The organism is Paraburkholderia sp. CNPSo 3281 (genome assembly GCF_024206515.1).
GTDB lineage: Bacteria > Pseudomonadota > Gammaproteobacteria > Burkholderiales > Burkholderiaceae > Paraburkholderia > Paraburkholderia nodosa.
The window spans coordinates 40853-63760 of record NZ_JAMBPS010000032.1 but is presented as its reverse complement, the minus strand read 5'-3'; the positions used below and the strand labels follow the sequence as shown (position 1 = coordinate 63760).

Below are 22908 nucleotides of genomic sequence, written 5' to 3'. Positions count from 1 at the left end.
CCGACCGGTAATCTTTACGTGACTGTAAGGTTTTTCACACCTGCCCCTAAAGGATCGCGCGCGCGCGCCGTAATGCGTCATGCCAGCGCCTCGAAGGCGCAGGTTCCTTCCTCACAAGCTCTATTACGGAACCGAATTCATGCTTTCACGCTTATCAGGCCGCGCGAGCGTCGGCGTACGCGTCGCCTTGCTATCGTGCGTGCTCGTCGCAGCCATATTTGCCGCCTTCACGTGGGCGATCACGTATTCGGCGGCGACCCAGGTCGGCGAACAGGTGCGCACGCGCATTGCCGAAAAGGACCAGTCGGTCGCCTCGTCGATCTCGCTCATCGACGGCGCGCTCGCAGCCGAAGTCGACCGTGCCATGCAGCTCTTCGAGAGCTTCCTGCCCGGCGCCTTCGCGCTCGACCCGACGCAAACGGTCGACATTGGGGGCAAGGCCACGCCGGTCTTCAAGTCCGGCGACCACGTGCTGAACCTGGACTTCACGATCCCCGACCAGTTTCTCGCGCGCAGCGGCGAAATCGCCACCGTTTTCGCGCGCAGCGGCGACGACTTCGTGCGCGTGACCACGTCGCTCAAGAAGCAGGACGGTTCGCGTGCGATCGGCACGCTGCTCGACCGCAAGGGCCCCGCGTATGGCCCGATCATGGCCAACCGCACCTACACCGGCCTCGCGCAGTTGTTCGGCAAGCAGTACATCACGCAGTACAAGCCGATTCTCGACGCGAGCGGCCACGTGATCGGCGCGCTTTTCGTCGGCGTGGACGTGGGCGCGCAGATCGACGCGCTCAAGAGCGAGATCGCCAAGCTCAAGATCGGCGAGAGCGGCTATTACTTCGTGATGGACGCGTCGAACGGCCCGACGCGCGGCACCTTCCTCGTTCACCCGAGCGCCGTCGGCAAGCACTACGACGACGCCGACGCGCCCTGGTCGCGCATGCTCGAAGCGCGCGAAGGCACGCTCGACTACACCTCCGCCGACTCGACACGCGGCGAGGGCGACGCGCGCGCGAAGTTCGTCTCGTTCGTGAGCGTGCCGCAGTGGCAATGGCTCGTGGGCGGCGTCGCCGTGCGCGACGAGATCATGGCGGAAGTGAACGCCACGCGCGACCGCTTCGCGGCCATCGGCCTCGTGCTGGTCGCGCTCTTCGCGGCGCTGTCGATCTACGCGGCGCGCCGCCTCGTGAGCCGGCCGCTCGACGCCGCCGCGCAAGCCGCCGGCCAGCTCGCCGCGGGCGACCTCACGGTGCGCATCGGCAACAACAGCCGCAACGGCATCGGACATGGCGATGCAGCGAACGCGCAAGGCACGGCGGCCGCCGACGAGATCGGCCGCCTCACGCGCGCCATCGACGGCATCGGCGTGGGCCTCGCGCAGATCGTCGCGCAGGTGCGCAGTGCCACGGCGCAGATGAGCGAGGACACTTCGCGCATCGCGCAGGGCAGCGGCGAAATCGCTTCGCGCATCGCGAGCCAGGCGAGCAGCCTCGAGGAGACGGCGGCGAGCATGGAGGAACTCACCTCGACCGTGCAGCAGAACGCCGACCACGCGACGCGCGCCAACACCGTGGTGACGAGCGCAGCCGAAGCCGCGCTCGACGGCGGGCGCGCCGTGAGCCGCGTCGTGGAAACGATGAACGACATCAGCCGCGCGTCGCAGAAGATCGCCGAGATCACTGGCGTGATCGACGGCATCGCATTCCAGACCAACATCCTCGCGCTCAATGCGGCCGTGGAAGCGGCGCGGGCGGGCGAGCACGGCAAGGGCTTCGCGGTGGTCGCGAGCGAAGTGCGCGCGCTCGCGCAGCGCAGCGCGGCGGCCGCGAAGGAAATCTCGGCGCTGATCACCGAATCGTCGTCGACGGTCGAGACGGGCTACCGTATCGCCGGTGAAGCGAGCACGACCATGCGCGGCATCGTTGCGCGCGTCGATGAAGTGCGCTCGATCATCGGCGAGATCAGCACAGCCTCGCGCGAACAGTCGGGCGGCATCGAGCAGGTGAATATCGCGGTTTCGCAGATCGGCGCGGCGACGCAGCAGAACGCCGCGCTCGTGGGCGACGCCGAGCGCGCCGCCGCCGCGCTCAACGAGCATGCGGCAGCGCTCGCCGAACTCGTTTCCGTATTCAAGGTGCGCGAGTAACGCACGTGTAGCACCTTCAGGGCATGATGCGCAGTGCCCAACAAATAAAAAAGGCAGCGTCGCAAGACGCTGCCTTTTTTATTAACGGCGCGAGGCCGCGCTCATTGCCCCTGCGGCTGCGCCGCGGGCGGCGTGTAGCTCGCGCTCGCGCCCGGCGTATCAGGGTCCGCCTCGTCGGGCGTCGGGGTCGGCGCAAGCGCAGGCGCCTGCGCCGGATACGAAGGCTGCGGGGCAAGCGCCGCCGGCGCGCTGGACGGCCCGATGATCGGCGGCAGGCCCATGATCGCGCGCGCGGCGGACTCTGCGGCCGCCGCCGAAGCGGCAGACGGCGCCGATGCCTCCGCAGGTGCCGATGCCCCCGCCGCCGAAGCCACAGCAGGCACAGAGGCCGGTGCCGGCGCGCTCACGCGCGGCGGCGGCGCATGCCGCACCGGCGGGGCCGGAGGCGGCGCTTCGTGCTTGCCGAACAGCTTGTCCATCCACGCGCGCAGCTTCTCGCGGAAGGCTTCGAACGCGCCCGGCGTCACCTCGGTGTCGAAGCGCGCACGCGGATCCACGAGGCGCGAGCGCAACGCACGCTGGAAGAAGTCGCCGACGATCGGCAGCGCGCTGCGCGCGCCCTGCCCCCAGTAGTCGTCGAGCGTCACGCGGCCGTCGTCGAAGCCCACCCACGCGCCCGCCACGAGTTGCGGGTCCATCAGGATGAACCAGCCGTCCGTATTGCCCTGGGTCGTGCCGGTCTTGCCCGCCACGTCGCCACGAATGCCGAAACGTGTGCGGATGGCCGAGCCCGTGCCGCGGTTCACGACGTCGCGCATCGTGTCGAGCAGGGTGCGGTCCGCCTCCGCTGAAAGCGCCCGCTCGGGCGAAGCGCTCTCGAACTGCGCGAGCACGTTGCCCTTGCGGTCCTCGATGCTCGTGACCATGCGCGGTTCGAGATACTCGCCGTCGTTGGCGATGGTGCTGTACGCGGAGACCATCTCCTTCAACGTGACCGGGCTCGTGCCGAGCGCAAGCGACGGCACCGGGTCGAGCTGGCTGTCGCGCACGCCCATCGCGCGCGCGAGCCGCGCAACCTTGTCCGGGCCCACCGTCTGCATGAGCTGCGCGGTGATGCGGTTGCGCGAGAACGCGATCGCGTCGCGCAGTGTCATCGGGCGATTGCTGGGCGCCACGTCGTCGGTCGGCTTCCAGATTTCGCCGCCCGCCAGCGGAATCTCCACCGGCTGGTCGATGAACGTGTCGCTCGGCTTCGCACCCGCCGCGTAGGCCGCGCCGTACACGAACGGCTTGAACGTCGAGCCGGGCTGACGGCGCGCCTGCTGCACGTGGTCGAACGGCTCGTCGGTAAAGTCGCGGCTGCCCACCCACGCCTTGATCTGCCCGTTGCGCGGGTCGATGGCGAGGAAGCCCGCCTCCACCGCGGTCTTGCTCTTGCAGAGGTTGCGCATGAAGGTGCGGTCGCCAGCGAGCTGCTTGAGCGCATCGGCGTCGTTCGCGCCCGCGTCGCGCGCGCTCTTGTAGTCCTGCGTTTCGCGCATGAAGGTCGCGAACAGGTCGTTGCCGGCCACGCAGCCGTTGCGCCCGCTCCATGCGCCGTTGGCGATGCCCTGCAGCTGGTTCGTGTGCTGGCGCAGCGCGGCGGTTGCCATCTGCTGGAGGCGCGAATCGATCGTGGTGCGCACCACGAGGCCATCCGAATAGATGTTGTAGTCGTTGCGGTCGGCCCACGAAATCAGCCATTTGCGCAGTTGCAGCGCGAAGTGCGGTGCGGGGCCGGGCGGCTCGGTCTGACGCTCGAAGTCGAGGCGCAGCGGCTTCTTCGAGAGCGCGGCGTACTGCGCCTCGCTGAGCTTGCCGTACTTCACCATCTGGCCGAGCACGGTGTTGCGCCGGGCGAGCGCGCGCTCAGGGTTGATCACCGGGTTGTAATAGGCGTTGCCCTTGAGCATGCCGGTGAGCGTCGCGGCTTGCAGAATGTCGAGCTGATCCGCCGAAACGCCGAAGTAGGTGCGCGCCGCCATCTCGATGCCGTAGGCGTTGTAGAGGAATGGCACCGTGTTCAGATACGTCTCGAGAATCTGCTGCTTGCTATACACCGCCTCGATCTTGAACGCCGTGATCGCTTCCTTGATCTTGCGCGTAAGCGTGGGCGCGCGGCCGATTTCATCGGGATAGAGATTGCGCGCGAGTTGCTGCGGAATGGTCGAGCCGCCCTGGCGCTCGCCCGAGAACGTGTGCAATGCCGCGCCCGCCGTGCGCTTGAAGTCGATGCCGTGGTGCTCGTAGAAGCGGTGATCCTCGGTGGAAATCAGCGCATCGACCATGTGCGGCGAGATCTGCGCGAGCGGCACCCATTCGCGGTTCGAGGGCTTGAACTCGGCGAGCACCTTGCCGTCGGCGGACAGAATCTGGGCCGGTTCGTCCACACGCGCCTTGCGGATGTCGCCAATGCCCGGCGTGAACGGAATCAGCACGAGCACGTAGAGCAAGACGAGCGCCGGCAACGCGCCAATGGTCATGAGCACGCCGCGCCGCGTGGGATGCCGCAGATGATGGAGCGCACGCGCCCCCAGCGGGCGAATAAACCCGCCCAGCCGCGCGGCGGCGGGCTTCAGGCGGGACAACGACATCGCGATTCGATCGCGGATCAACGGCACGTAACGCTTCACGCGGCAGGTAGGGTCGGCTGGCAAAGCGTGAATCGTACCAAACTCGCAAGGCCGCTCCTGCTTCCCGCCAGGTGCAAGCCCTCGATCGCCTGAGTCGATGCCTGAGTCGATTTATGACAGGGAGATGAAATCATCCTTCCAGATCGAGGAAGAATCCTCTCCAGTCACAGCCGGTTTTTCCGGAGTCTTTCCCTCCCTACACTCCTGTCGCTGTTGCACACGCCACGAAACAACAACGCTACAGGAACCTCGAATGAAGAACCCCCTCTCGCTCACCACCGCTGCCGCCGTGCTCGGCGCACTCGGCACGCTCGCCGCGCCCGCGGCCCACGCGCAAAGCTCGGTCACGCTCTACGGCCTGATCGACGCCGGCATCATGTACACGAATAACGTCGCGAGCGGCAAGTCGGGCGGCGCGCTCTGGCAGGCAACGAGCGGCAACGTGAACGGCAGCCGCTTCGGCGTGCGCGGCAGCGAGGACCTGGGCGGCGGCCTGCATGCGGTCTTCGTGCTCGAAAACGGCTTCAACGTGCAGAACGGCAAGCTGGGCCAGGACGGCCGCATGTTCGGCCGCCAGGCGTACGTGGGCCTCGCGAGCGACCAGTTCGGCTCGCTCACGCTCGGCCGCCAGTACGACTCGCTCGTCGACTTCGTCGCGCCGCTCTCGGCCACGGCAGGCACCTTCGGTGACACGGGCTTCGCGCATCCGTTCGACAACGACAACCTGAACCACTCGCTGCGCATGAGCAACGCCGTCAAGTTCACGAGCAACACGTATAGCGGCCTGAAGTTCGGCGCGTTGTACGCGTTCTCGAACCAGACCGACTTCGCCGTGAACCGCGCCTACAGCTTCGGCGCGAGCTATACCAACGGGCCGCTCGCCATCGCGGCCGGTTATCTGCAGCTGAACGGCACCCAGGGCGCGACGGCGAGCAGCCCGGGCGCGGTGGATCTCGCGGAATCGACGGCCAACGGCAAGGGTGGCTTCGCACTCGGCGCCGAGCGCCTGCGTTCGTTCGGCGGCGGCATCAACTACACATTCGGGCCGGCGACGGCAGGCTTCGTGTTCACGCGCAGCGAGTACGCGGGCACCAGCTCGTTCGGCTCGCAGGGCGGCGACATGAGCTTCAACAATTACGAAGTAAACGGGAAGTATCAGTTGAACCCGGCGTGGAGCCTGGGTCTCGCCTACACCTTCACGGACGGCCACGTGAGCAACACGACCACCTACGGCACCGATCCGAAGTGGAACCAGGTGGACGCACAGGTCGTGTACCGCCTCTCGAAGCGCACCGATCTCTACGGCGAGGCCATGTACCAGCACGCCTCGGGACACAACTACGTGGCGTTCATCAACACGGCGGGCGGTGCGTCTTCGACGGCCAATCAGGTGGTGGGCACGGTGGGGTTGCGCGCCCGCTTCTGATCACGCTTCTGGTCACAACAGGAGCGATAGCGCGATCGATACCCACACGGCAACCGCGCCGCAGAGAAAGGCGCGGCGCGCCATCAGGAAGCGCGACTCGTCGTTGGGTTTCGCGGGCGAGGTGGCGAGCCAGGGCACACTGCCGAGGCACGCGAAGCCCGCGAGCGCGATGCCGACGACCACCCGGTCGCCGATGCGCCAGGCCGAAGGCTCGTGCAGCCCCCAGTAGGCCAGCGCGATCATGCCGATCGAAAACATCGTGGAGGCGGCAGAACTGAGCGCCACCACCGATCCCGTCGGAGATTGCATGGATTGCCTCCCTGCGCGCCTCGCGCTGTCGGGCCATTATCGGCGGGCGGGCGGGACGCGGCAACGCCGCGACCTGCTTACGTCCGAAGTGGCTTAGGCGCTGGGTCGCACCATCTGGAACATCTCGCCGATCTGCGCGTAGTCGGCGCGATAGCCCGCGCGCATCACGGGCTGGGCGGCGGGCGTGTCGAACAGGCCGTCCTTCAGGAATTCCTCGCGAATGTGCACACCCACCACCTGCCCCAGCGCGAGCCAGTTGTCCATGGGCGCGCCGTCCAGCGTGTTGAGCCGCACGACCTGCAGCAGCTTGCATTCGAGCGCGGCCGGCGACTCGGCCACGTGCGGCACCGCGACGCTGCGCCCCGGCGCGGCCGTGAGGCCCGCGAGCGCGAATTCGTCAATATCGGCAGCGACCGGCGCGGAGGTGCGGTTCATCTGCGGCGCCAGCGCCTTCGAGGTGAGATTCCAGACGAACTCACCGGTCTCTTCGATGTTGCTGATGCTGTCCTTGCGGCCTTCGCTGCAGAACCCGATGATCGGCGGAAATGTGGCGAACGCGCCGAAGAAGCTGTAGGGCGCGAGATTGAGCGCGCCGCTTTTCGCGCGGCTGGCGATCCAGCCGATCATGCGCGGCGCGACGATCGCCTTGAACGGATCGTGCGGCAGGCCATGGCCTTGGGCGGGATCGTAGAAGTAGGTATTGGACATGATGAGGCGTAGCGATTTCGATGCGGCATCACTATGACACGAGCCGCGCGCGGCCGCCGTCACGCCAGAGGCTTGCAACCGCCCCAAAACGCAGCAAGGCCGGCTCTCCTGCGAGAGCCGGCCTTGCATGAAGACCTGGCGGTCTGACCGGAGAAACGCGTTGGACGGCACGCGCCGTCCGAAGCGCTTCAGCTTCGATCAGTCACGCGGCATGCCGAACGGCATGTAGTGCGAGCGGCGAACGCGCTCGGCTTCGCGGTGACGCGCTTCGTACGAGTATTCCGAATCCATCGGCAGATACGGCGACGCGAAGAGGTCGCTCACCTTTTGGAACAGGGCAAAGATGAAGCTCATGGCGACTCCCAGTTAGGCTGCAATTCAGGGTTTTCCCTAGGACAGAACGAATTATAGGGTTTTCCCTAGGTCAACGCTAGTGCAGCGCAGCAAAAAAACTGCGACGCGCCGTCGCACGGGGTCGAACGCATTCGATGCGTTGCAACAAAGCAACGCATCGAGTTTTCGGATACAGGGGCGGGATCGCGGGGCGAAGCCGGTCAGCGCGTGGCTTTCTGGGCGCTTTTCGCGTGAGCTGCACGCGCGGCATGCGCCGCTGCATGGCGTGCGGGGGCGGGCGATGCCTTGGCGGGCGCCGCCCTGGACGACACGCGTGCTGGCGCCGCCGGGGTTTCCGCGGGAGCGGCAGCGGCCGCAGCGGCCGCAGTGGCAGCGGCGGTTTGCGCGGCAACGCGCTGCGACAGGTCGTCGAGCGTCGACTGCTGCTTCAGGATGAACTGCTCGAGGCGGGCCTCGTCGGCGCGGGATTCGTTTGCGAGGCTATCGAGCCGCACCGACTGCGCGATCCCGAAACCGACCGATGCGAGCACCGCCACCGAAGCGGCGGCGACCACCCACTTTTGTTGGCGCGACGAGGCGACCGCCATGCGGCGCTGCTCGGCGAGCGCGCCCTGGAGCGCGTCGAGGCGCTGCGTCAGCGCGTCCGGCTCGGTGGCCGTCTGAGCCGCTTCGGGAGCGAACCCAGTGGGTTCCACGCGCTCAGCAGAGTCGGCGGCAAACGACGGCTCGGCAACAAAGGCTGCGGCTGCCGGGTCCCGCACCGCCCCAATGCCCGGCGCCACCGCTTCGGCCACGGCAGACGCCGCGGCACGTTTCGCCCGCGGCGCGCGGCGCGCAGTCGTTGCACCCGCAACGGGGCTCGCCGCGCCGGCCTCCTCGGCGGGCGCGGCCATCGCTCGAGCAGGCTCGGCGCTTTCGAAGCCGCTCAGCGTTCCCTGGCGCACAGCGGCATCCGCTTCGGCCACGGCGGCGAGGTCCTCGCCGGCAAGCGCGTGCGGAGCATCGGATTCGACAGCAGGCGGGGATTCGGTCACGTTGGACGACGCAGACGTCGCGCGGGGCTGCCACGGCGCGTTGCGTTCGGGATGCGAAGAGCTCAAGGATGCGGTATCTGCGTAGTCAGCCATGGGTCAGCGATGCGGTTCGCGTCGCGCGCCGGCCGGTCACGGCCGCTTGGCGACGTCCTCGTGTTCTGGTTCGAACGCGCATTGTCGCACGCCGGAACGCGCCGCCAGGGGCTCTGCCCCGACTTACCCGGCCGGCATCGACCCAACGCCTTGCGCAGTCAACCCGGTGCGCCGTCCTCGCGAAATTCCTTCACGTCGGGCAAGCGGCGCAGCGTCGCGCAAATACGCGAGCGCGCTGCGGCAGACTGGAATGTCCCGCGTACTTTGCGAATGCGTACAATCGCCGGCATTGCTCATTTGAAGTGACGCGCTCCGCCGCACCTTTTCGCCATGAACACACCTACGAGCGCAGCCAGCCTGCGCGAGCATTTCGACCGCGTCGTCCTGCCGATGTGGCGCGGCCCGGGCTTCAATGCCGAACTGCGCCTGCCCTACGAGGCGCTCGATGCGGCCGGCGCGCAGCCGCTGCCCGTCACGCGCTACCGCGCGATGGCGTGCGCCCGCCAGCTCTTCGTCTTCTCCCAGGCCGGCGACGCCGCGCACGCGCAAACGCTCTTCGAAACCCTGCGCCACACTTATCGGGACCCGAAGCACGGCGGATGGTTCTATAGCGTTGACGCAGCCGGCGCGCCGCTCGACACCACCAAGGACCTCTACACGCACGCCTTCGTGGTGTTCGCAACTGCGACCTACGGCCAGCGCTTCGGCGCGGCCGAAGCGCTCGACGTCGCGCGCGAAACGTCCTCGCTGATCGTCGACCGCTTCGCGGCCCGCGACGGCATGCTGAATGCGGCGCTCGACGTTTCCTTTGCGAGCGTCACCGGCGGCCCGCTGCAGAATCCGCTCATGCACCTCACCGAAGCCTGGCTCGCCGCGAGCGAAGCGACCGGCGACAGCGCGTTCGACACGGCGATCACGCGTCTCGTCGAGGCGCTCGCGCGCGGCTTCCTGCACGCGCCGACGGGCTGTATCGCCGAATTGCCGATCGGCGCGGCGGATAACCGCCTCGAGCCCGGACATCAGTTCGAATGGTTCTGGCTGGCAACGCGGGCGGGCGCCCGGTTGGGCGCGTCGGGACTGGACGAGGCGCTCGCGCGCGCCTTCGCCTTTGCGCAGGAGCACGGCGTGGACCCGGAAACGGGAGCCGTGGCGGCCGCGCTCGACGAGCACGGTCGTGTGATCGATGCGACGCAGCGCATCTGGGCGCAGACGGAATACTTGCGCGCGCTCGCCACGCACGGCGACGCCGCGGTGCGCGCCGCGCTCGCGCTGCAGATCGGGCGCTTCGCGCCGCGCTTTCTCACGACGCAGGGCTGGGTGGAATGCCGCAGCGCAAACGGCGACGTGGCGCGCGCGGACATGCCGTCCACGACGCCGTATCACCTCTTGACCGCCTATCAGGGCATGGGCGTCTGAGGCGCAACAACGCGAAGCGCCGACGCAGGCGGGCGCAAGCCCGCCCACGTGGCGCCCGGACCGCTCAAGTCGCTTAGGCCGCCAGCACCGCCGGCGAAATCTCGAACGCGGCCACGGCCTCGGAAAGCTGGCGCGTCTGCTGATGCAGCGAAGCCGCGGCAGCCGCGGCTTCCTCGACGAGCGCCGCGTTCTGCTGGGTCATCTGGTCCATCTGCGAGACGGCCTGATTCACCTGGTCAATGCCCGAGCTCTGCTCGAGCGACGAGGCGCTGATCCCCGCCATCATCTGCGTAGCCCGCGAGATCGAGTTCGACACCTCGCGCATCGACTCGCCCGCGCGCTCCACCAGTTCCGAGCCGCCGCGGATCTGCGAAACCGACTCGCTGATCAGCGTCTTGATCTCCTTGGCCGACTGCGCGCTGCGCTGCGCGAGTCCACGCACCTCGCCCGCCACGACCGCGAAACCCCGGCCCTGCTCACCCGCGCGCGCCGCTTCCACGGCCGCGTTGAGCGCGAGAATGTTGGTCTGGAACGCGATGCCGTCGATCACGCCGATGATCTCCGCGATCTTGTCCGAGCTTTGCGCAATGCCGCGCATGCGCTCGACTACCTCGCCCACCACGGCGCCGCCGCGCGCAGTCGCGTCGAGCGCCGCCTCCGCCAGCGCGTTCGCCTCGCGCGCGTTGTCGGCTGTGTTGCGCACGGTGCCCGTCAGTTCCTCCATGCTCGCCGCCGTTTGCTCCAGCGACGCCGCCTGCGATTCGGTGCGCGCCGAAAGATCGGCGTTGCCGGTGGCGATCTCGTCGGCGCCCACGTTGATCGAGCCCGCCGTTTCGCGCACGGTGTGGACCGTGCGCGCGAGGCTCGCCTGCATCAGCGCAAGGCCCTGGAACAGCCGGCCGATCTCGTTCTCGCCGCGCGCCGCGATGCGCTCGTCGAGGCGCCCGCGCGCGATGCGTTCGAAATGGCGGCCCGCTTCCTCGAGCGGCTCCACCACGCCGCGGCGCAGCGCGAGGTGCACGCCGGTCGCGAGTGCGATCAGCAGGACCAGGATGAAGATGCCCACGCCCTGGAAGAGCGCGAGACGCGAGTCGATCGAAGCGAGCGATGCGCGGCTCGCCGCGGCGCTGAACTGCGCGAAGGCGTGCAGTTCAGCGAGATAGGCGTCCTGGTACGACTGCGTCGGCTGGTCGAGGAAGGCCTGCAGATTGTTGCCGTTGAGGTCGTCGATCAGTTCGCCGAGCGCCTTGCGGTACACCTGGTAGCGCTCGCCGAGCGCGGCGACGCGCGCGCGGTTGTCGTCGTTGATCGGCGGCACGGCCATGAGCGCCGCAAACGTGGTGTCGGCGGCGGCCAGCTGGTCGCGCGCGTGATTGACCATGTCGGTCGGCACCGTGCCGCCGCGGACCATGCGCGTGCCCGCGCGCGAGAGATTGATACGGGCGTCCATCAACTGCTGGGTGATGACGTTGGCGGCGCTCGCCTGCCGCAACGCCACTTTCGAGAGGTCGGCCACGTCGTCGTGCGTGCGTGTAAGCGACCAGTAACCAAGTCCTGCGGTCACGAGCTGCAGTACACAGAACGCGACGAGGACACACAACAGGCCGGATGCGACCTTGATCTTGCTGAACATCGGGGACACCTGGGATGGCAGTGAATGAGTGAGGCTCGAGCATGTGATCGCTCGGGCCCGCACCGCGTTTACGGCCACGCAAACCCGGTTTTTGAGCCCTAAACGGTGAATAAACCGTGAAAAAACGCCCCAAAATGCGTAACGGATCATTTCAGCAATGGTCGCGCGGCCATTCCCCGCATTTCTCGCAACAATAGAATGGCCGACTCGGTTCGATTCACCTTGACTCGACGCTGAGGCTTCCTACAGTGGTTAGGAAACCACTCGGGGATAGACCCAGGGAATGCGACGATGACAGATCTTGTGGACCGCGCGCGCGGCGCTTTGCATGCCCAACCGTTCAGCGTGCTGCTCGGAACCGAACTGACACACGTGGGCGCCGACGAGCTGACCCTGCGTCTGCCCGTCCGCGACGAACTCAAGCAGCAGCATGGCTACGTGCATGGCGGGGTGATCAGCTATCTCGCCGACAACGCGCTGACCTTCGCCGGCGCGCTGGCGCTCGGGCCGCGGGTGGTGACGGGGGAATACAAGATCAACTATCTGCGCCCGGCGCTCAAGGGCACGCTGATGGCGCGGGCGCGCGTGGTGCACGCGGGGCGCCATCAGGCCACCTGCCAGTGCAGCGTGTACGTGATGGAAAACGGCGACGAAAAGCTCGTGGCGCTCGCGCAGGGGACGGTGAACCGGCTCGCGGAAGGCAGCGGACCGGAAGAGAAAAGTCCGGCGAACTGAGAAGCCCGCGCCGCAAAACAAAGCGCGCGAGGCGAAGCGGGTCTCTCCCGCCTCCCTCGCGCGCTTTTTCGTGCTTCAGGCGCGCTTACTCTGCCGCGCGCGTTTTCTGCTGCTGCTCGCCCAGGCCCTCGATGCCAAGGCGCACCGTCTGCCCCGCCTTCAGGAACACAGGGTTCGGCTTCACGCCCATGCCCACGCCCGGCGGCGTGCCGGTGGAGATCACGTCGCCCGGCTGCAGGCTCATGCACTCCGAGAGATACGACACGAGCTTCGCGACCGTGAAGATCATCGTGCGCGTGCTGCCGTTCTGGTAGCGATGGCCGTCGACCTCGAGCCACATGGAGAGGTTCTGCGGATCGGCCACTTCGTCGCGCGTGACGAGCCACGGGCCGGTCGGGCCGAAGGTGTCGAAGCCCTTGCCCTTGTCCCACTGCCCGCCGCGCTCGATCTGCCATTCGCGCTCGGACACGTCATTGATCACGCAGTAGCCCGCCACGTAGTTGAGCGCATCGGCCTCGCTCACGTTCTTCGCGTGCTTGCCAATCACCACGCCCAGCTCCACTTCCCAGTCGGTCTTCTTCGAGCCGCGCGGGATCTCGATGTCGTCATTCGGGCCGACGATGGCGCTCGTCCACTTGTTGAAGACGACCGGCTCGCTCGGCACCGGCATGCCCGACTCGGCGGCGTGATCGGCATAGTTCAGGCCGATACAGACCATTTTGCCGATGTGGCCCACGCAGGGCCCGATACGCGGATTGCCTTCGACGAGCGGCAGCGTTTCCGGATCGATCGTGCGCAGTTGTGCGAGGCCGGCGTCCGAGAGCACGTCGCCCGCAATGTCGGCCACGTTGCCCGAGAGCGCGCGAATGCGGCCTTCGGCGTCGAGCAGGCCCGGTTTCTCGTGGCCCTTCGGGCCATAGCGAAGCAGTTTCATCGTCTGTGTTCCTCGTGTGTCTGTGCGTTGCAGTCGGTCAGAATCGCCTGGGGCGAATGTCGGGGCTAACTAGTTAGACCATCCGCCGTCGATCACATGCGCCTGGCCGGTCGTGAACCCGGATTCGTCAGAGGCGAGGTAAAGCGCGAGCGCCGCGATTTCCTCGGGCTTGCCCACGCGCCCCATCGGCTGGCGCGCGACGAACGCGGCGCGCGCCGCGTCCACGCTCGTGCCCTGCGCCGCCGCCTGCGTGGCGATGCGCTCCTCCAGCGACGGCGACGACACCGTGCCCGGGCAGATCGCGTTGCAGCGGATGCCGCGCGTCACGAAGTCTGCGGCCACGGCCTTCGTCAACCCTATCACAGCGGCCTTCGAAGCGCCGTACACGAAGCGGTTGGGCACGCCCTTCACGCTCGACGCCGCCGACGACATGTTGATGATCGACCCGCCGCCCTTCGCCAGCATGCCCGGCAGGAAGGCGCGGATGGTCCGGTACATCGCCTTCGCGTTCAGATCGAACGCGAAGTCCCAGTCTTCTTCGCTCGCTTCCAGTATCGAGCCCGCGTGCACGAAGCCCGCGCAGTTGAACAGCACGTCGATCGCGCCCAGTTCCTGCGCGAGCGCCGTGATGGCCGCGCCGTCGAGCACGTCGAGCTTGCGCGCCTCGACCGGCAGCGCCGCAAGCGCGTCGATGCGCAGGTCCGTGGCGATCACACGTGCGCCTTCGCGCGCGAACAGTTCGGCGGCCGCGTAGCCGATGCCCTGGCCTGCCGCGGTGATCAAGGCCGTCTTGCCGGCCAGTCTTTGTACCATCTGCCACTCCGGTTGGAAGCGCGGCACGGCGATACCCCGTATTGCAGCAGGCCCCCATGCCGCGATCGAGCGATGAAATCGCGGGAAGAAGTTGGGATGACGCAAACGGCCATTATGGCGACGCAGGCGCGCCTCGTGGCGTTCGGCGGACGTTTTCTAACCGGCTGGATGGTCTCCGAGCCCGGTTTTAAGCCGATAGAAAGCCGCCGCGTTGCCGCCGAATACGGCGGCGCGCTCGTCAGCGGAAAGTGTCTGTGTGAGCTGTTGCGCGCTCGCGTGCCAGCGTACGTAATCGGCATTGAGGTTCAGCACCGGCCAGTCGCTACCCCACATGAGGCGTTGCGGCCCGAACGATGCAAGCAGATGCGCGATCCACGGCGCGAGCGTGGCGTCGTCCCAGCCTGGCGCGGCTTCGGTCGCGAGCCCCGACAGCTTGCAGTGCACGTGCGCAAACCGCGCGAGGCGCACGATGGCCTGCGCCCACTCGGCAAAACCGCTCTCGCCGCCCGCCGCGATTGGCGGCTTCGCGCCGTGATCGACCACCACGCGCAGCGTTGGATGCCGCGCGAGGAACGTCGCGAGCGCATTCGCATGACGCGTGAACACGAGCGCGTCGAAAGCGAGATCGTGCGCGATGAGCGCTTGCACGCCGCGCGCGGTATCGGCTTTCGCGATCCAGTCGTCGTCGGGCAGGTCTTGGAGCATGGGGCGCACACCGCGTAGCTTCGGCTCGCGCGCGAGTTCGGCGATCAGCGTGGCTACGTGAGGGTCGTCGAGCGGCACCCAGCCCACCACGCCCGCAATCGAGGGCTCGTTGCGCGCAAGATCGAGCAGCCAGCGCGTTTCTTCGACAGTCGGCGCAGCCTGCACGACCACCGTGCGCGCCACGCCGCACGACGCGCGCAGCGGCGCGAGATCAGCGGGTCCGAACGCACGATACAACGCGGTCATCGAAGGCGTGAGCCAGCCGTAATCGCCGCGCGCGGGATCCCAATAGTGCTGATGGGCGTCGATCCGTTCGATTGTAGCCATGGCTCAAGCCTGCGGCAGCGGCGCGCGCGGATCGATGAGACCCTTGTCGCGCAGCGCGAGCCACAACTCGCGGGGCAAATTCGTCTCGAACGAGGCGACGTTCTCGCGCACCTCCTGCGGGCTGCGCGCGCCGTTGAGCACAGTCGCCACGGCCGGGTGCGCATAGGGAAACTGCAGCGCCGCCGCCGCGAGCGGCGCGTCGTAGGTCCGGCAGATGGTATCGAGCCGCGCCACGCGTTCGACCACTTCCTGGGGCGCATCGGCGTAGTTGAACTTGAGTTCGCCGAGCAGCCCGTGCGCGAGAATGCCCGAATTGAACGCGCCGCCTAGCAGAATGCTCACGCCCTTCTTCTCGCACTCGGGCAGGAGGTCGTCGAGCGGCGCCTGTTCGAGCAGCGTATAGCGGCCCGCCAGCAGCGCGCAGTCGATGTCGAATTCCTGCATCGCCTCGCGTATCACTTCGCGCTCGTTCACGCCGAAGCCGATCGCCTTGATCACGCCCGCCTTGCGCAATTCGTCGAGCGCCTTGAAACCGCTGTCGCTCAGTTGCCGCCAGTAATGCTCGTTGCGCTCGCCGTGCGTGTAGCGGCCGATATCGTGCACGAGCAGGATATCGATCTCAACGAGGCCGAGACGCTGCTGGCTGTCTTCGAACGAACGCAGGATGCCGTCGCGCGTGTAGTCGAAGATCGCTTCGAAGGGCAGCGGGTTTTGCCAGCCCTCGCTGCCGTCGTACGGGTGCGTGCGCGGCACGAAATGGCGGCCCACTTTCGTGGAAATCACGTACTCGTTGCGCGGATGGCGCCGCAACGCCGCGCCCAGCCGGTGCTCGGCCTTGGTGTGGCCGTAGTGCGGCGCGGTATCGAAAAAGCGGATGCCGGCTTCCCACGCGGCGTCGACGGTGGCTTGCGCCTCTTCTTCGGATAGGTCGCGATACAGGCCGCCGAGCGGCGCGGTGCCTAGACCCAATGCGCTGACTTCGAGCGCCGTGCGGCCGATACGGCGCGTATGCGCCACCCTGGGATGCTGTTCCTGCGCCATGGCTCGTCACCTCCTGGAGATGGTTGTTCCCACAACGAAATCATCCGACTGTGTGTTTCAGTTCGCGGCCTCGACAATCGGCACGCGCGCGCGGGCGGGCAGGCATGCGGGGCCGACTGGCTCGAACGTCTTGTACGTGAGGATAAACTCCTGGTGCCCGAGCATTTCCGACTTCGAACGCTCGCCGCCCGCCACCGCCAGCGTGCGGTCGAACACTTCGCGCCCCACGTCGTCGAGCGTCGCGCGCCCCTCCAGAATGCGGCCCGCGTCCACGTCCATGTCGCCAGCGAGGTTGCGGTAGGTCAGCGGGTTCGCGCACACCTTGATGACCGGCGCAAGCGCCGAGCCCACCACCGACCCGCGCCCCGTCGTGAACAGGATCACGTGCGCGCCGCAGGCGATCAGCTCCGCGATTTCCGCATTGTCGCTGATATTCGGAAAGCCGAAGCGCGGCTCGCCATCGGGCACCACGTCGAGCAGATAGAGGCCACCCGTGGGCGGCACGTCGCCCGGCTTCACGATGCCGACGATCGGCGAGGCGCCGCTTTTCGCATACGCGCCGAGCGACTTCTCTTCCTGCGTGGTGAGGCCGCCGTCCGCGTTGCCGACGGCGAACGAACCGTGGCCGAGAATCGAGTAATAGCGCGCGGCCTTGGCCACGCTCGCCACGATCTCCTCGCCCAGTTCGGGTCTTGCCGCCCGGCTCTTCATGTGGAATTCACAGCCCACCAGCTCGCCGGTTTCCTCGAAAATGCAGGCCGAACCTGCTGCGATCAGCTGATCGAAGGCGCGGCCCACAGCCGGGTTGGCGGTGATGCCGCTCGTGCCGTCCGAGCCGCCGCAAATCGTGCCGACCACGAGTTCATCGAGGCGCATCGGCACCTTCTGCTGCGCGGCAAGTTGCGCACGCGCCTCGCGCACCCAGTCGAGACCGTACTGGATCGTGCTGCGCGTGCCGCCCTTTTCCTGGATCGTCAGGACTTCTACCGGACGGCCACTGGCGCGCACCTGCTCCACGAGATAATGCTTGTTCATGCTCTCGCAGCCGAGCGAGACGAACAGCACCGCGCCCACGTTCGGATGCGTGGTGAGCTGCTTCATCATCTTCTCGGCGTAGCTGTTCGGGAAACAGCCCGGAAAACCGATCAGATGCACCGGCGGCTCTTTTGGGTGATGCAGCGCATGCGGTTCGTCGAAGGTGCCAAAGGGCTCGCGGAACTGCGCGACGATTTCCTGCGCCACGTGGTGCGCGCATTCCACGAGATAGGCCACCGCAACGACGTTGCGAATGCCCTTGCGGCCGTCGTTGCGCAGCCAGCCTTCGAGCATCGGCGCGGCGACTTGTGAAGGGGTGACGTTGCTATCGCTCATAACTTGAATCCTGCTCGCGGCGCGTGCCGCATCATGGTGGCGTTACTTGTGCGGCACGAACTCGTGCCCCGCGTCGTGCGTATAGGTCGGCAAGTAATCGCTTTCCAGGTTGTGCGTGTGCAGATGCTCACCGCGCGCCACCGGCTCGTTCACGTGGCCGATGCGCGCGCCATAGCGCAGCACCTTCTCGTCTTGCGCGAGCGCGCGGCGCGCCACTTTGTGACCAAGTTCGATCGTCTTCGCGAGCGTCACGCGCTCGCCTTCTATCGCCACCGTCTCGCCCGCCGCCAGACGCGCCGCCGCGATCAGGCAGTTGTCCTCAGGCGCGAGCAGAATCAGGCGGGCGTCGGTATGGGGTGCGTTGCCGTTCACAGATAGTCTCCGCGTTTAGTTCTGTGCCTCGCCGCCCGCGAGCCGCGCCACCATCAGCGAGCCGAGGATGATCGCCCCGTAAATCGCCTGAATCCAGAACGATGGCACCTGGGCGAGCGTGAGCAGGTTCTGCACCACGCCGAGCAGCAGCACGCCCGAGAGAGCGCCGAGCATCGTGCCCTTGCCGCCGTCGAGCGAAATGCCGCCGATCACGGCCGCCGCGAACACCGTGAAGATCATGCCGTTGCCCTGATTCGCGTTGATCGCGCCCACGTAGCCGGTGACGATCAAGCCGCCAATCGCGGCAAGCACGCTGCCGAGCACGAACACGCCCCACGTGATGCGCTCCACGCGGATGCCCGCGGCGCGCGCCGCGTCGGGATTGCCGCCGATCGCATAGAGCGCGCGGCCCACGCGGTGATAGCGCAGCATGAACGCGGCAATCGCGAATGCGGCGGCGGCAAGCCACACGGAAACCGGCAGGCCGAGCACGATGGTGGTGGCGAGCGCGAAGAACGACGAAGGCATGTCGAAGAGCGTGCCGCCTTTGGTTGCACCCACCAGCATGCCGCGCAGCACGATCAGCATCGCGAGCGTGACGATGAAGGCGTTCAGGCGCAGCCGCACGACCAGAAAGCCGTTGATGAAGCCGATCAGCGCGCCCACCGCCACGATGGCGGCGAGCCCCGCAAAAGCGGGCCATTGCAAGCCGAAGCCCGCCGAAGCGGCCGGCATGACGAGCATCGCGCCAACGGCGGGCGCAATGCCCACCGTCGATTCGAGTGAAAGATCGAACTTGCCCGTGAGCACGATCAGCGATTCGGCGAGCACCACGAGCGCGAGCGCAGCGGAAGCCCCGAGCACGCTGATGAGATTCGCGCGCGTGAGAAAGCTCGGGCTCACGAAACCGCCGATCACGAGCAGCAGCACCAGTGCGGGCAGCAGCGCGAAATCGCGCAGGCGCGCCAGCTGGATGCGCGGACGCGCACCGCGAGCGCTCGCGGCCGCATCGGCCTGCGCCGCCGCGAACGCGGGTGTCGAAACGCTATTCTTCATGGAGATCGACTCCTTCAATCGATGCGATCAGTTCGTGGTCCTGCCATCCGGCCGCCATTTCGGCGACCACCTCGCCGCGAAACATCACGAGCACACGGTCGCAGGTGCGCAAGTCGTCGAGTTCGCTCGACACCACGAGCACGGCCTTGCCTTCGTCGCGCACGCGGTCCACGACCGAGAGCAGCGCTTCCTTCGACTTCACGTCCACGCCCGCCGTGGGGTCGATCAGCACGAGAACGTCAGGATTGCTTGCCAACGCGCGCGCCATCACCACCTTTTGCTGGTTGCCGCCCGAAAGCCCCGACACCACATGATCCGGGCCTTGCGCGACGATGCCGAGCGCCTCGATCATGCACTTGCCAAATGCCTGCTTCTTCGCCGGCGGCGCGAAACCGAAACGCCCCAGCAAGCCCGCAATCGTCATGGAAGCGTTCTCGGCCACCGACTGCGTGAGCACGAGCCCTTCATGATGGCGGTCCTTCGGCACGCAGCCCACGCCGCTCGCCAGCGCCGCGGGCACGTCGCCGGGCGTGAGCGGCGCGCCTTTCACGCGAATCTCGCCCGCGCGCTGCGCCGCGAGTCCCGCAATCGCCTCGCCCACGCTCGTGCGGCCGCTGCTCGTCGCGCCCGTGAGGCCCACCACTTCGCCACGCTTGAGCGTGAACGACACGTCGTGATAGTCATGACCCGTAAGGCCGCGCACTTCGAGCGCGAGTGGCGCGTTGGCGGGCAGCGCCGCGCGCGCCGCCGCATCGGCGACGTTCAGGCCGCCGCGCTCGCCCGTCATGGCTTCGATGAGCCGCTCGCGCGGCAACTCGGCCACGCTCGCGCTCACGATATGCCGCGCGTCGCGCAGCACCGTGACGGCCTGGCAAATCTCGTACACCTCCTGCAAATGGTGCGAGATGAACAGGAACGTCACGCCTTCGCGCTGCAATTCGTCGATACGCCGGAAGAGGCGCTTGATTTCCTCGCCGTCGAGCTGCGCGGTCGGTTCGTCGAGGATGATGAAACGCGCGCCATACGACAGCGCCCGCGCGATCTCGACGAGCTGGCGCGCTTCGACCGTGAGGTCGCCCGCGCGCGCGTCCTCGCGCACGCCGATGCGCCAGTGGTCGAGCAGCGCACGCGCGTCGCGGCGCATGGTGGGCCAGTCGATCACCCCGCGCCGCCTGGGCTGGCGATTGATGAAGAGGTTCTCCGCGACCGTGAGATCACGAATGATGGTCGAATGCTGATACACGCAGGCCACGCGTTCGCGCCAGGCGTCGCGGTCGGCGAGCGCGGGCGCACTCTCGCCGTTGAAGCGCACGCTGCCTTCGTCGGGCTTGCGCAGGCCGGTGAGGATCGAAACGAGCGTGGACTTGCCCGCGCCGTTACGGCCCACCAGCGCGTGCGATTCGCCGGCCATCACGCGCAGGCTCACGTCGGCGAGCGCCGCGGTAGAGCCATAACGCTTCGTCACGCCGCTCGCCTCGACTACCGGCAAGCGGGCTCGCATGGCCGCCTCGCGGCTGCCCACCGATAGCGCGCCGCCCCACGGCGGCGCGCTATCTGCCACGGCCCGATCGCTGGTTCGATCGTTCATTTGACGGTGTTGCCCCACAGGTTCTTGTCGTCGACGTTTTGCTTCGTCACGAGCGGCGCCGGCAACTGGTCTTCGAGAATGCCGGACTGCAACTGGATGATGGTGCTGTCGTGATCGGTCTTGCCCGGCTTGAACGTCTTGCCCTCCAGCGCGGCCTTGATGTAGTAGAGGCCGTACTTCGCATAGAGGTCGGCGGGCTGCGATACGGTCGCATCGATCTCGCCCTTGCGGATTGCTTCGAATTCCTGCGGAATGCCGTCATTGGAGACGATCACGATGTGCTTCGGATCGCCCGCAGGAACGAGCAGCTGCTTGCGGCGCAGCGTTTGCAGCGTGGGCGAGAGATACACGCCGCCCGCCTGCATGTAGATGCCCTTCACGTCAGGGTTCGCGGTGAGCAGGCTGTCCAGTGCGCTCGCCGCCACGTCGCCCTTCCAGCCAGCCGGAATTTCGAGCAGCGACAGATTCGGATAATTTTTCAGGCACGCGCGGAACGCTTCCGAACGGTCGCGGCCGTTCACCGAGGCGAGGTCGCCCATGATCTGCACGACCTTGCCCGACTTCACGTGCTCGCCGATGTATTTGCAGGCCTGCTCGCCGTACGCGCGATTGTCGGCGCGCACGACCATCGCCACGTTGCCCTGGGTGGGCGCGACGTCCACGGCCACGACCTTCACGTCTTTCTGCGCGGCGTTGCCGAGCGCGCGGCTGATCGCCGCCGAATCGATCGGCCCGACCACGATGCCCTTCGCACCCAGATTGATCATGTTGTTCATGTCCGTGATCTGCTGGGCGGGATCGTTGTTCGAGTTCACGGGCGCGAGGATGTCGATGCCGTCCTGCTTCGCATACGCGCCGAGATAGTTGTTGTACGACTGCCAGAACGGCGAGGTGAGGAGCGGCAGGCCAAGGCCGACCTTGCCGAGTTCGGCCGCGTTACTTGCACCCGACGCGCCGAACGCCGCAGCACAGGCCGCGGCGACGCACAGCGTCCTGGTGGCGGCGCGGGCGAAGGCGCCGCGCGTTTGGGGAATTCCGGTGGAGCGGCGGGCCTTCGAGAGCCCGGATGCGAACGCCATGTGTGTCTCCTGTCGACGCGCCTCGCGCGCCGATTCTGTCGTTGATGAATCGCATGTGTTTGCCGCGCCCACGTGGAATGCTCGAAGCGCCGGCGACCCGTTGCAACTGCCTCTTCTCTACCTGACGACGCTGGCGTTTATTCACCAGTGAACGTATTATTCATATACGCACATCAAGAGGTCAAGCGATGTGCAGTGCAGCATGGGTCCGTGATTTCCCTGGGGCGATCGAATGGAAAAAAACACGAAGAAGAGCCAGATGGACAACGTGCCCGAAGAAACTGACGAGAAAGACGACGCCGATCGCTATCGCGCGCCCGCGCTGGACAAGGGGCTCGACATCCTCGAACTGCTTGCGGAGCAGCGCGCCGGCCTTACGCGCGCCGAGATCACGAAGGCGCTGGGACGCAACGCGAGCGAGATTTACCGCATGCTCGAGCGGCTGGTGGCGCGGCAATACGTCATCCGTTCGGAAGGCGGCGACCGCTATGCGCTGAGCCTGAAACTTTTCGCGCTCGCCCACCGTCACCCGCCCATGGAGCGGCTGATCTCGGAAGCGCTGCCGCTCATGCAGCGCTTCGCCGACGAAGCCGAACAGTCCTGCCATCTCACCGTGTACGACCGCGGCAACCTGCTCGTGATCGCCCAGGTGGACGGGCCGGGCACATGGGGCATCGCGGTGCGGCTGGGTTCGCGCGTGGGTCTCGTCGATACGAGTTCGGGCCGCACGCTCCTCGCCTGGCAAACGCCGGAGCAGCGCGCGCACATGCTCGCGGAGCATACGAAGGTGAAGGGCGAAGTGACGATCGACCACGCGGCGCTGGAAGCCGCGTGCGAGCAAGTGCGCGAGGCGGGCTTCTCGCGCAAGGACAGTCAGCAGATTTTCGGCGTGACGGACGTGACGTTTCCGGTGCTCGGGCCTTCGGGCCAGGCGATCGCGGCGCTCACCTGCCCGTTCCTCAAGCGTATCGACGACTATGTCGCGCCCTCGCTCGACGAGGCAACGCAAATGCTGAGCGCGACCGTGCAGACCTTGTCGATGTTTCGCGAGGACGGCGTGGCCTGACGCCCGGTGGGGCTCAGTACGAACGTTGCT

At 67.1% G+C, this 22908-nt stretch carries 20 protein-coding genes; 5 read left to right on the top strand and 15 right to left on the bottom strand.

The window, feature by feature from the left end:
* The first annotated feature begins 139 nt into the window (after nucleotides 1–139).
* Complete coding sequence (locus M3I56_RS26340) at nucleotides 140–2146, top strand: methyl-accepting chemotaxis protein (protein WP_254356433.1); 2007 nt, start codon at nucleotides 140–142, stop codon at nucleotides 2144–2146.
* A gap of 101 nt (nucleotides 2147–2247) precedes the next feature.
* Here M3I56_RS26340 and M3I56_RS26335 read toward each other — a convergent pair whose 3' ends face one another.
* Complete coding sequence (locus M3I56_RS26335) at nucleotides 2248–4779, bottom strand: penicillin-binding protein 1A (RefSeq protein ID WP_254356432.1); 2532 nt, start codon at nucleotides 4777–4779, stop codon at nucleotides 2248–2250.
* 292 nt (nucleotides 4780–5071) lie between these two features.
* Between M3I56_RS26335 and M3I56_RS26330 the strand changes: the two genes are divergently transcribed.
* Complete coding sequence (locus tag M3I56_RS26330) at nucleotides 5072–6244, top strand: porin (protein WP_254356431.1); 1173 nt, start codon at nucleotides 5072–5074, stop codon at nucleotides 6242–6244.
* A gap of 12 nt (nucleotides 6245–6256) precedes the next feature.
* Here M3I56_RS26330 and M3I56_RS26325 read toward each other — a convergent pair whose 3' ends face one another.
* The 4 genes from M3I56_RS26325 to M3I56_RS26310 form a co-directional block, all read right to left on the bottom strand.
* Nucleotides 6257–6553: a hypothetical protein gene (locus M3I56_RS26325; protein WP_254356430.1), complete on the bottom strand. Its 297-nt coding sequence runs from the start codon at nucleotides 6551–6553 to the stop codon at nucleotides 6257–6259.
* A gap of 93 nt (nucleotides 6554–6646) precedes the next feature.
* Nucleotides 6647–7261, bottom strand: a complete 615-nt coding sequence (locus M3I56_RS26320) for a flavin reductase family protein (RefSeq protein ID WP_254356429.1) — start codon at nucleotides 7259–7261, stop codon at nucleotides 6647–6649.
* A gap of 198 nt (nucleotides 7262–7459) precedes the next feature.
* Nucleotides 7460–7615 (bottom strand): hypothetical protein, encoded by a 156-nt coding sequence (locus M3I56_RS26315; RefSeq protein WP_165822904.1) that lies wholly within the window; start codon nucleotides 7613–7615, stop codon nucleotides 7460–7462.
* A 200-nt stretch (nucleotides 7616–7815) separates the two neighbouring features.
* Nucleotides 7816–8649 carry a hypothetical protein gene (locus tag M3I56_RS26310; protein WP_254356428.1) on the bottom strand — a complete coding sequence of 278 codons (834 nt, stop codon included), beginning with the start codon at nucleotides 8647–8649 and terminating at the stop codon, nucleotides 7816–7818.
* A 423-nt stretch (nucleotides 8650–9072) separates the two neighbouring features.
* Between M3I56_RS26310 and M3I56_RS26305 the strand changes: the two genes are divergently transcribed.
* On the top strand, nucleotides 9073–10158 hold the full coding sequence (locus tag M3I56_RS26305; protein ID WP_254356427.1) for an AGE family epimerase/isomerase: 1086 nt from the start codon (nucleotides 9073–9075) through the stop codon (nucleotides 10156–10158).
* A 73-nt stretch (nucleotides 10159–10231) separates the two neighbouring features.
* On the opposite strand, the gene M3I56_RS26300 is transcribed toward M3I56_RS26305, so the two are convergent.
* On the bottom strand, nucleotides 10232–11791 hold the full coding sequence (locus M3I56_RS26300; protein ID WP_254356426.1) for a methyl-accepting chemotaxis protein: 1560 nt from the start codon (nucleotides 11789–11791) through the stop codon (nucleotides 10232–10234).
* 291 nt (nucleotides 11792–12082) lie between these two features.
* Between M3I56_RS26300 and M3I56_RS26295 the strand changes: the two genes are divergently transcribed.
* Nucleotides 12083–12526, top strand: coding sequence for a PaaI family thioesterase (locus tag M3I56_RS26295; RefSeq protein WP_254356425.1), 444 nt, complete (start codon nucleotides 12083–12085; stop codon nucleotides 12524–12526).
* 85 nt (nucleotides 12527–12611) lie between these two features.
* Here M3I56_RS26295 and M3I56_RS26290 read toward each other — a convergent pair whose 3' ends face one another.
* The 9 genes from M3I56_RS26290 to M3I56_RS26250 form a co-directional block, all read right to left on the bottom strand.
* Nucleotides 12612–13460: an ureidoglycolate lyase gene (locus M3I56_RS26290; protein WP_028202870.1), complete on the bottom strand. Its 849-nt coding sequence runs from the start codon at nucleotides 13458–13460 to the stop codon at nucleotides 12612–12614.
* A gap of 69 nt (nucleotides 13461–13529) precedes the next feature.
* On the bottom strand, nucleotides 13530–14273 hold the full coding sequence (locus tag M3I56_RS26285) for an SDR family oxidoreductase (protein ID WP_028202869.1): 744 nt from the start codon (nucleotides 14271–14273) through the stop codon (nucleotides 13530–13532).
* A gap of 156 nt (nucleotides 14274–14429) precedes the next feature.
* Complete coding sequence (locus tag M3I56_RS26280) at nucleotides 14430–15305, bottom strand: amidohydrolase (RefSeq protein WP_254356424.1); 876 nt, start codon at nucleotides 15303–15305, stop codon at nucleotides 14430–14432.
* 3 nt (nucleotides 15306–15308) lie between these two features.
* Nucleotides 15309–16346 (bottom strand): aldo/keto reductase, encoded by a 1038-nt coding sequence (locus M3I56_RS26275; RefSeq protein WP_254356423.1) that lies wholly within the window; start codon nucleotides 16344–16346, stop codon nucleotides 15309–15311.
* Nucleotides 16347–16403: 57 nt separating this feature from the next.
* A complete protein-coding gene (locus M3I56_RS26270) occupies nucleotides 16404–17717 on the bottom strand; it encodes a UxaA family hydrolase (protein WP_254356422.1) in 1314 nt (437 codons plus the stop codon).
* 42 nt (nucleotides 17718–17759) lie between these two features.
* Entirely contained in the window at nucleotides 17760–18089 is a 330-nt protein-coding gene (locus M3I56_RS26265) for a UxaA family hydrolase (protein ID WP_254356421.1), read from the bottom strand.
* 15 nt (nucleotides 18090–18104) lie between these two features.
* Nucleotides 18105–19145, bottom strand: a complete 1041-nt coding sequence (locus M3I56_RS26260) for an ABC transporter permease (protein ID WP_028202864.1) — start codon at nucleotides 19143–19145, stop codon at nucleotides 18105–18107.
* Nucleotides 19135–20646: a sugar ABC transporter ATP-binding protein gene (locus tag M3I56_RS26255; RefSeq protein ID WP_254356451.1), complete on the bottom strand. Its 1512-nt coding sequence runs from the start codon at nucleotides 20644–20646 to the stop codon at nucleotides 19135–19137. Before M3I56_RS26255 ends, M3I56_RS26260 begins: the two co-directional genes overlap by 11 nt.
* An 83-nt stretch (nucleotides 20647–20729) precedes the next feature.
* Nucleotides 20730–21812, bottom strand: a complete 1083-nt coding sequence (locus M3I56_RS26250; protein WP_254356420.1) for a sugar ABC transporter substrate-binding protein — start codon at nucleotides 21810–21812, stop codon at nucleotides 20730–20732.
* A 232-nt stretch (nucleotides 21813–22044) separates the two neighbouring features.
* Here M3I56_RS26250 and M3I56_RS26245 point away from each other — a divergent pair, with 232 nt between their 5' ends.
* A complete protein-coding gene (locus M3I56_RS26245; RefSeq protein WP_254356419.1) occupies nucleotides 22045–22878 on the top strand; it encodes an IclR family transcriptional regulator in 834 nt (277 codons plus the stop codon).
* Nucleotides 22879–22908 lie beyond the last annotated feature (30 nt).

What these genes read in the sequence shown, in the direction of transcription:
- M3I56_RS26335 (WP_254356432.1), bottom strand. Translation starts at nt 4,779, where the DNA reads ATGTCGTTGTCCCGCCTGAAGCCCGCCGCCGCGCGGCTGGGCGGGTTT.
- M3I56_RS26315 (WP_165822904.1), bottom strand. Translation starts at nt 7,615, where the DNA reads ATGAGCTTCATCTTTGCCCTGTTCCAAAAGGTGAGCGACCTCTTCGCG.
- M3I56_RS26300 (WP_254356426.1), bottom strand. Translation starts at nt 11,791, where the DNA reads ATGTTCAGCAAGATCAAGGTCGCATCCGGCCTGTTGTGTGTCCTCGTC.
- M3I56_RS26260 (WP_028202864.1), bottom strand. Translation starts at nt 19,145, where the DNA reads ATGAAGAATAGCGTTTCGACACCCGCGTTCGCGGCGGCGCAGGCCGAT.
- M3I56_RS26245 (WP_254356419.1), top strand. Translation starts at nt 22,045, where the DNA reads ATGGAAAAAAACACGAAGAAGAGCCAGATGGACAACGTGCCCGAAGAA.
- M3I56_RS26320 (WP_254356429.1), bottom strand. Translation starts at nt 7,261, where the DNA reads ATGTCCAATACCTACTTCTACGATCCCGCCCAAGGCCATGGCCTGCCG.
- M3I56_RS26330 (WP_254356431.1), top strand. Translation starts at nt 5,072, where the DNA reads ATGAAGAACCCCCTCTCGCTCACCACCGCTGCCGCCGTGCTCGGCGCA.
- M3I56_RS26340 (WP_254356433.1), top strand. Translation starts at nt 140, where the DNA reads ATGCTTTCACGCTTATCAGGCCGCGCGAGCGTCGGCGTACGCGTCGCC.
- M3I56_RS26285 (WP_028202869.1), bottom strand. Translation starts at nt 14,273, where the DNA reads ATGGTACAAAGACTGGCCGGCAAGACGGCCTTGATCACCGCGGCAGGC.
- M3I56_RS26280 (WP_254356424.1), bottom strand. Translation starts at nt 15,305, where the DNA reads ATGGCTACAATCGAACGGATCGACGCCCATCAGCACTATTGGGATCCC.
- M3I56_RS26305 (WP_254356427.1), top strand. Translation starts at nt 9,073, where the DNA reads ATGAACACACCTACGAGCGCAGCCAGCCTGCGCGAGCATTTCGACCGC.
- M3I56_RS26325 (WP_254356430.1), bottom strand. Translation starts at nt 6,553, where the DNA reads ATGCAATCTCCGACGGGATCGGTGGTGGCGCTCAGTTCTGCCGCCTCC.
- M3I56_RS26270 (WP_254356422.1), bottom strand. Translation starts at nt 17,717, where the DNA reads ATGAGCGATAGCAACGTCACCCCTTCACAAGTCGCCGCGCCGATGCTC.
- M3I56_RS26290 (WP_028202870.1), bottom strand. Translation starts at nt 13,460, where the DNA reads ATGAAACTGCTTCGCTATGGCCCGAAGGGCCACGAGAAACCGGGCCTG.
- M3I56_RS26295 (WP_254356425.1), top strand. Translation starts at nt 12,083, where the DNA reads ATGACAGATCTTGTGGACCGCGCGCGCGGCGCTTTGCATGCCCAACCG.
- M3I56_RS26275 (WP_254356423.1), bottom strand. Translation starts at nt 16,346, where the DNA reads ATGGCGCAGGAACAGCATCCCAGGGTGGCGCATACGCGCCGTATCGGC.
- M3I56_RS26255 (WP_254356451.1), bottom strand. Translation starts at nt 20,646, where the DNA reads ATGCGAGCCCGCTTGCCGGTAGTCGAGGCGAGCGGCGTGACGAAGCGT.
- M3I56_RS26250 (WP_254356420.1), bottom strand. Translation starts at nt 21,812, where the DNA reads ATGGCGTTCGCATCCGGGCTCTCGAAGGCCCGCCGCTCCACCGGAATT.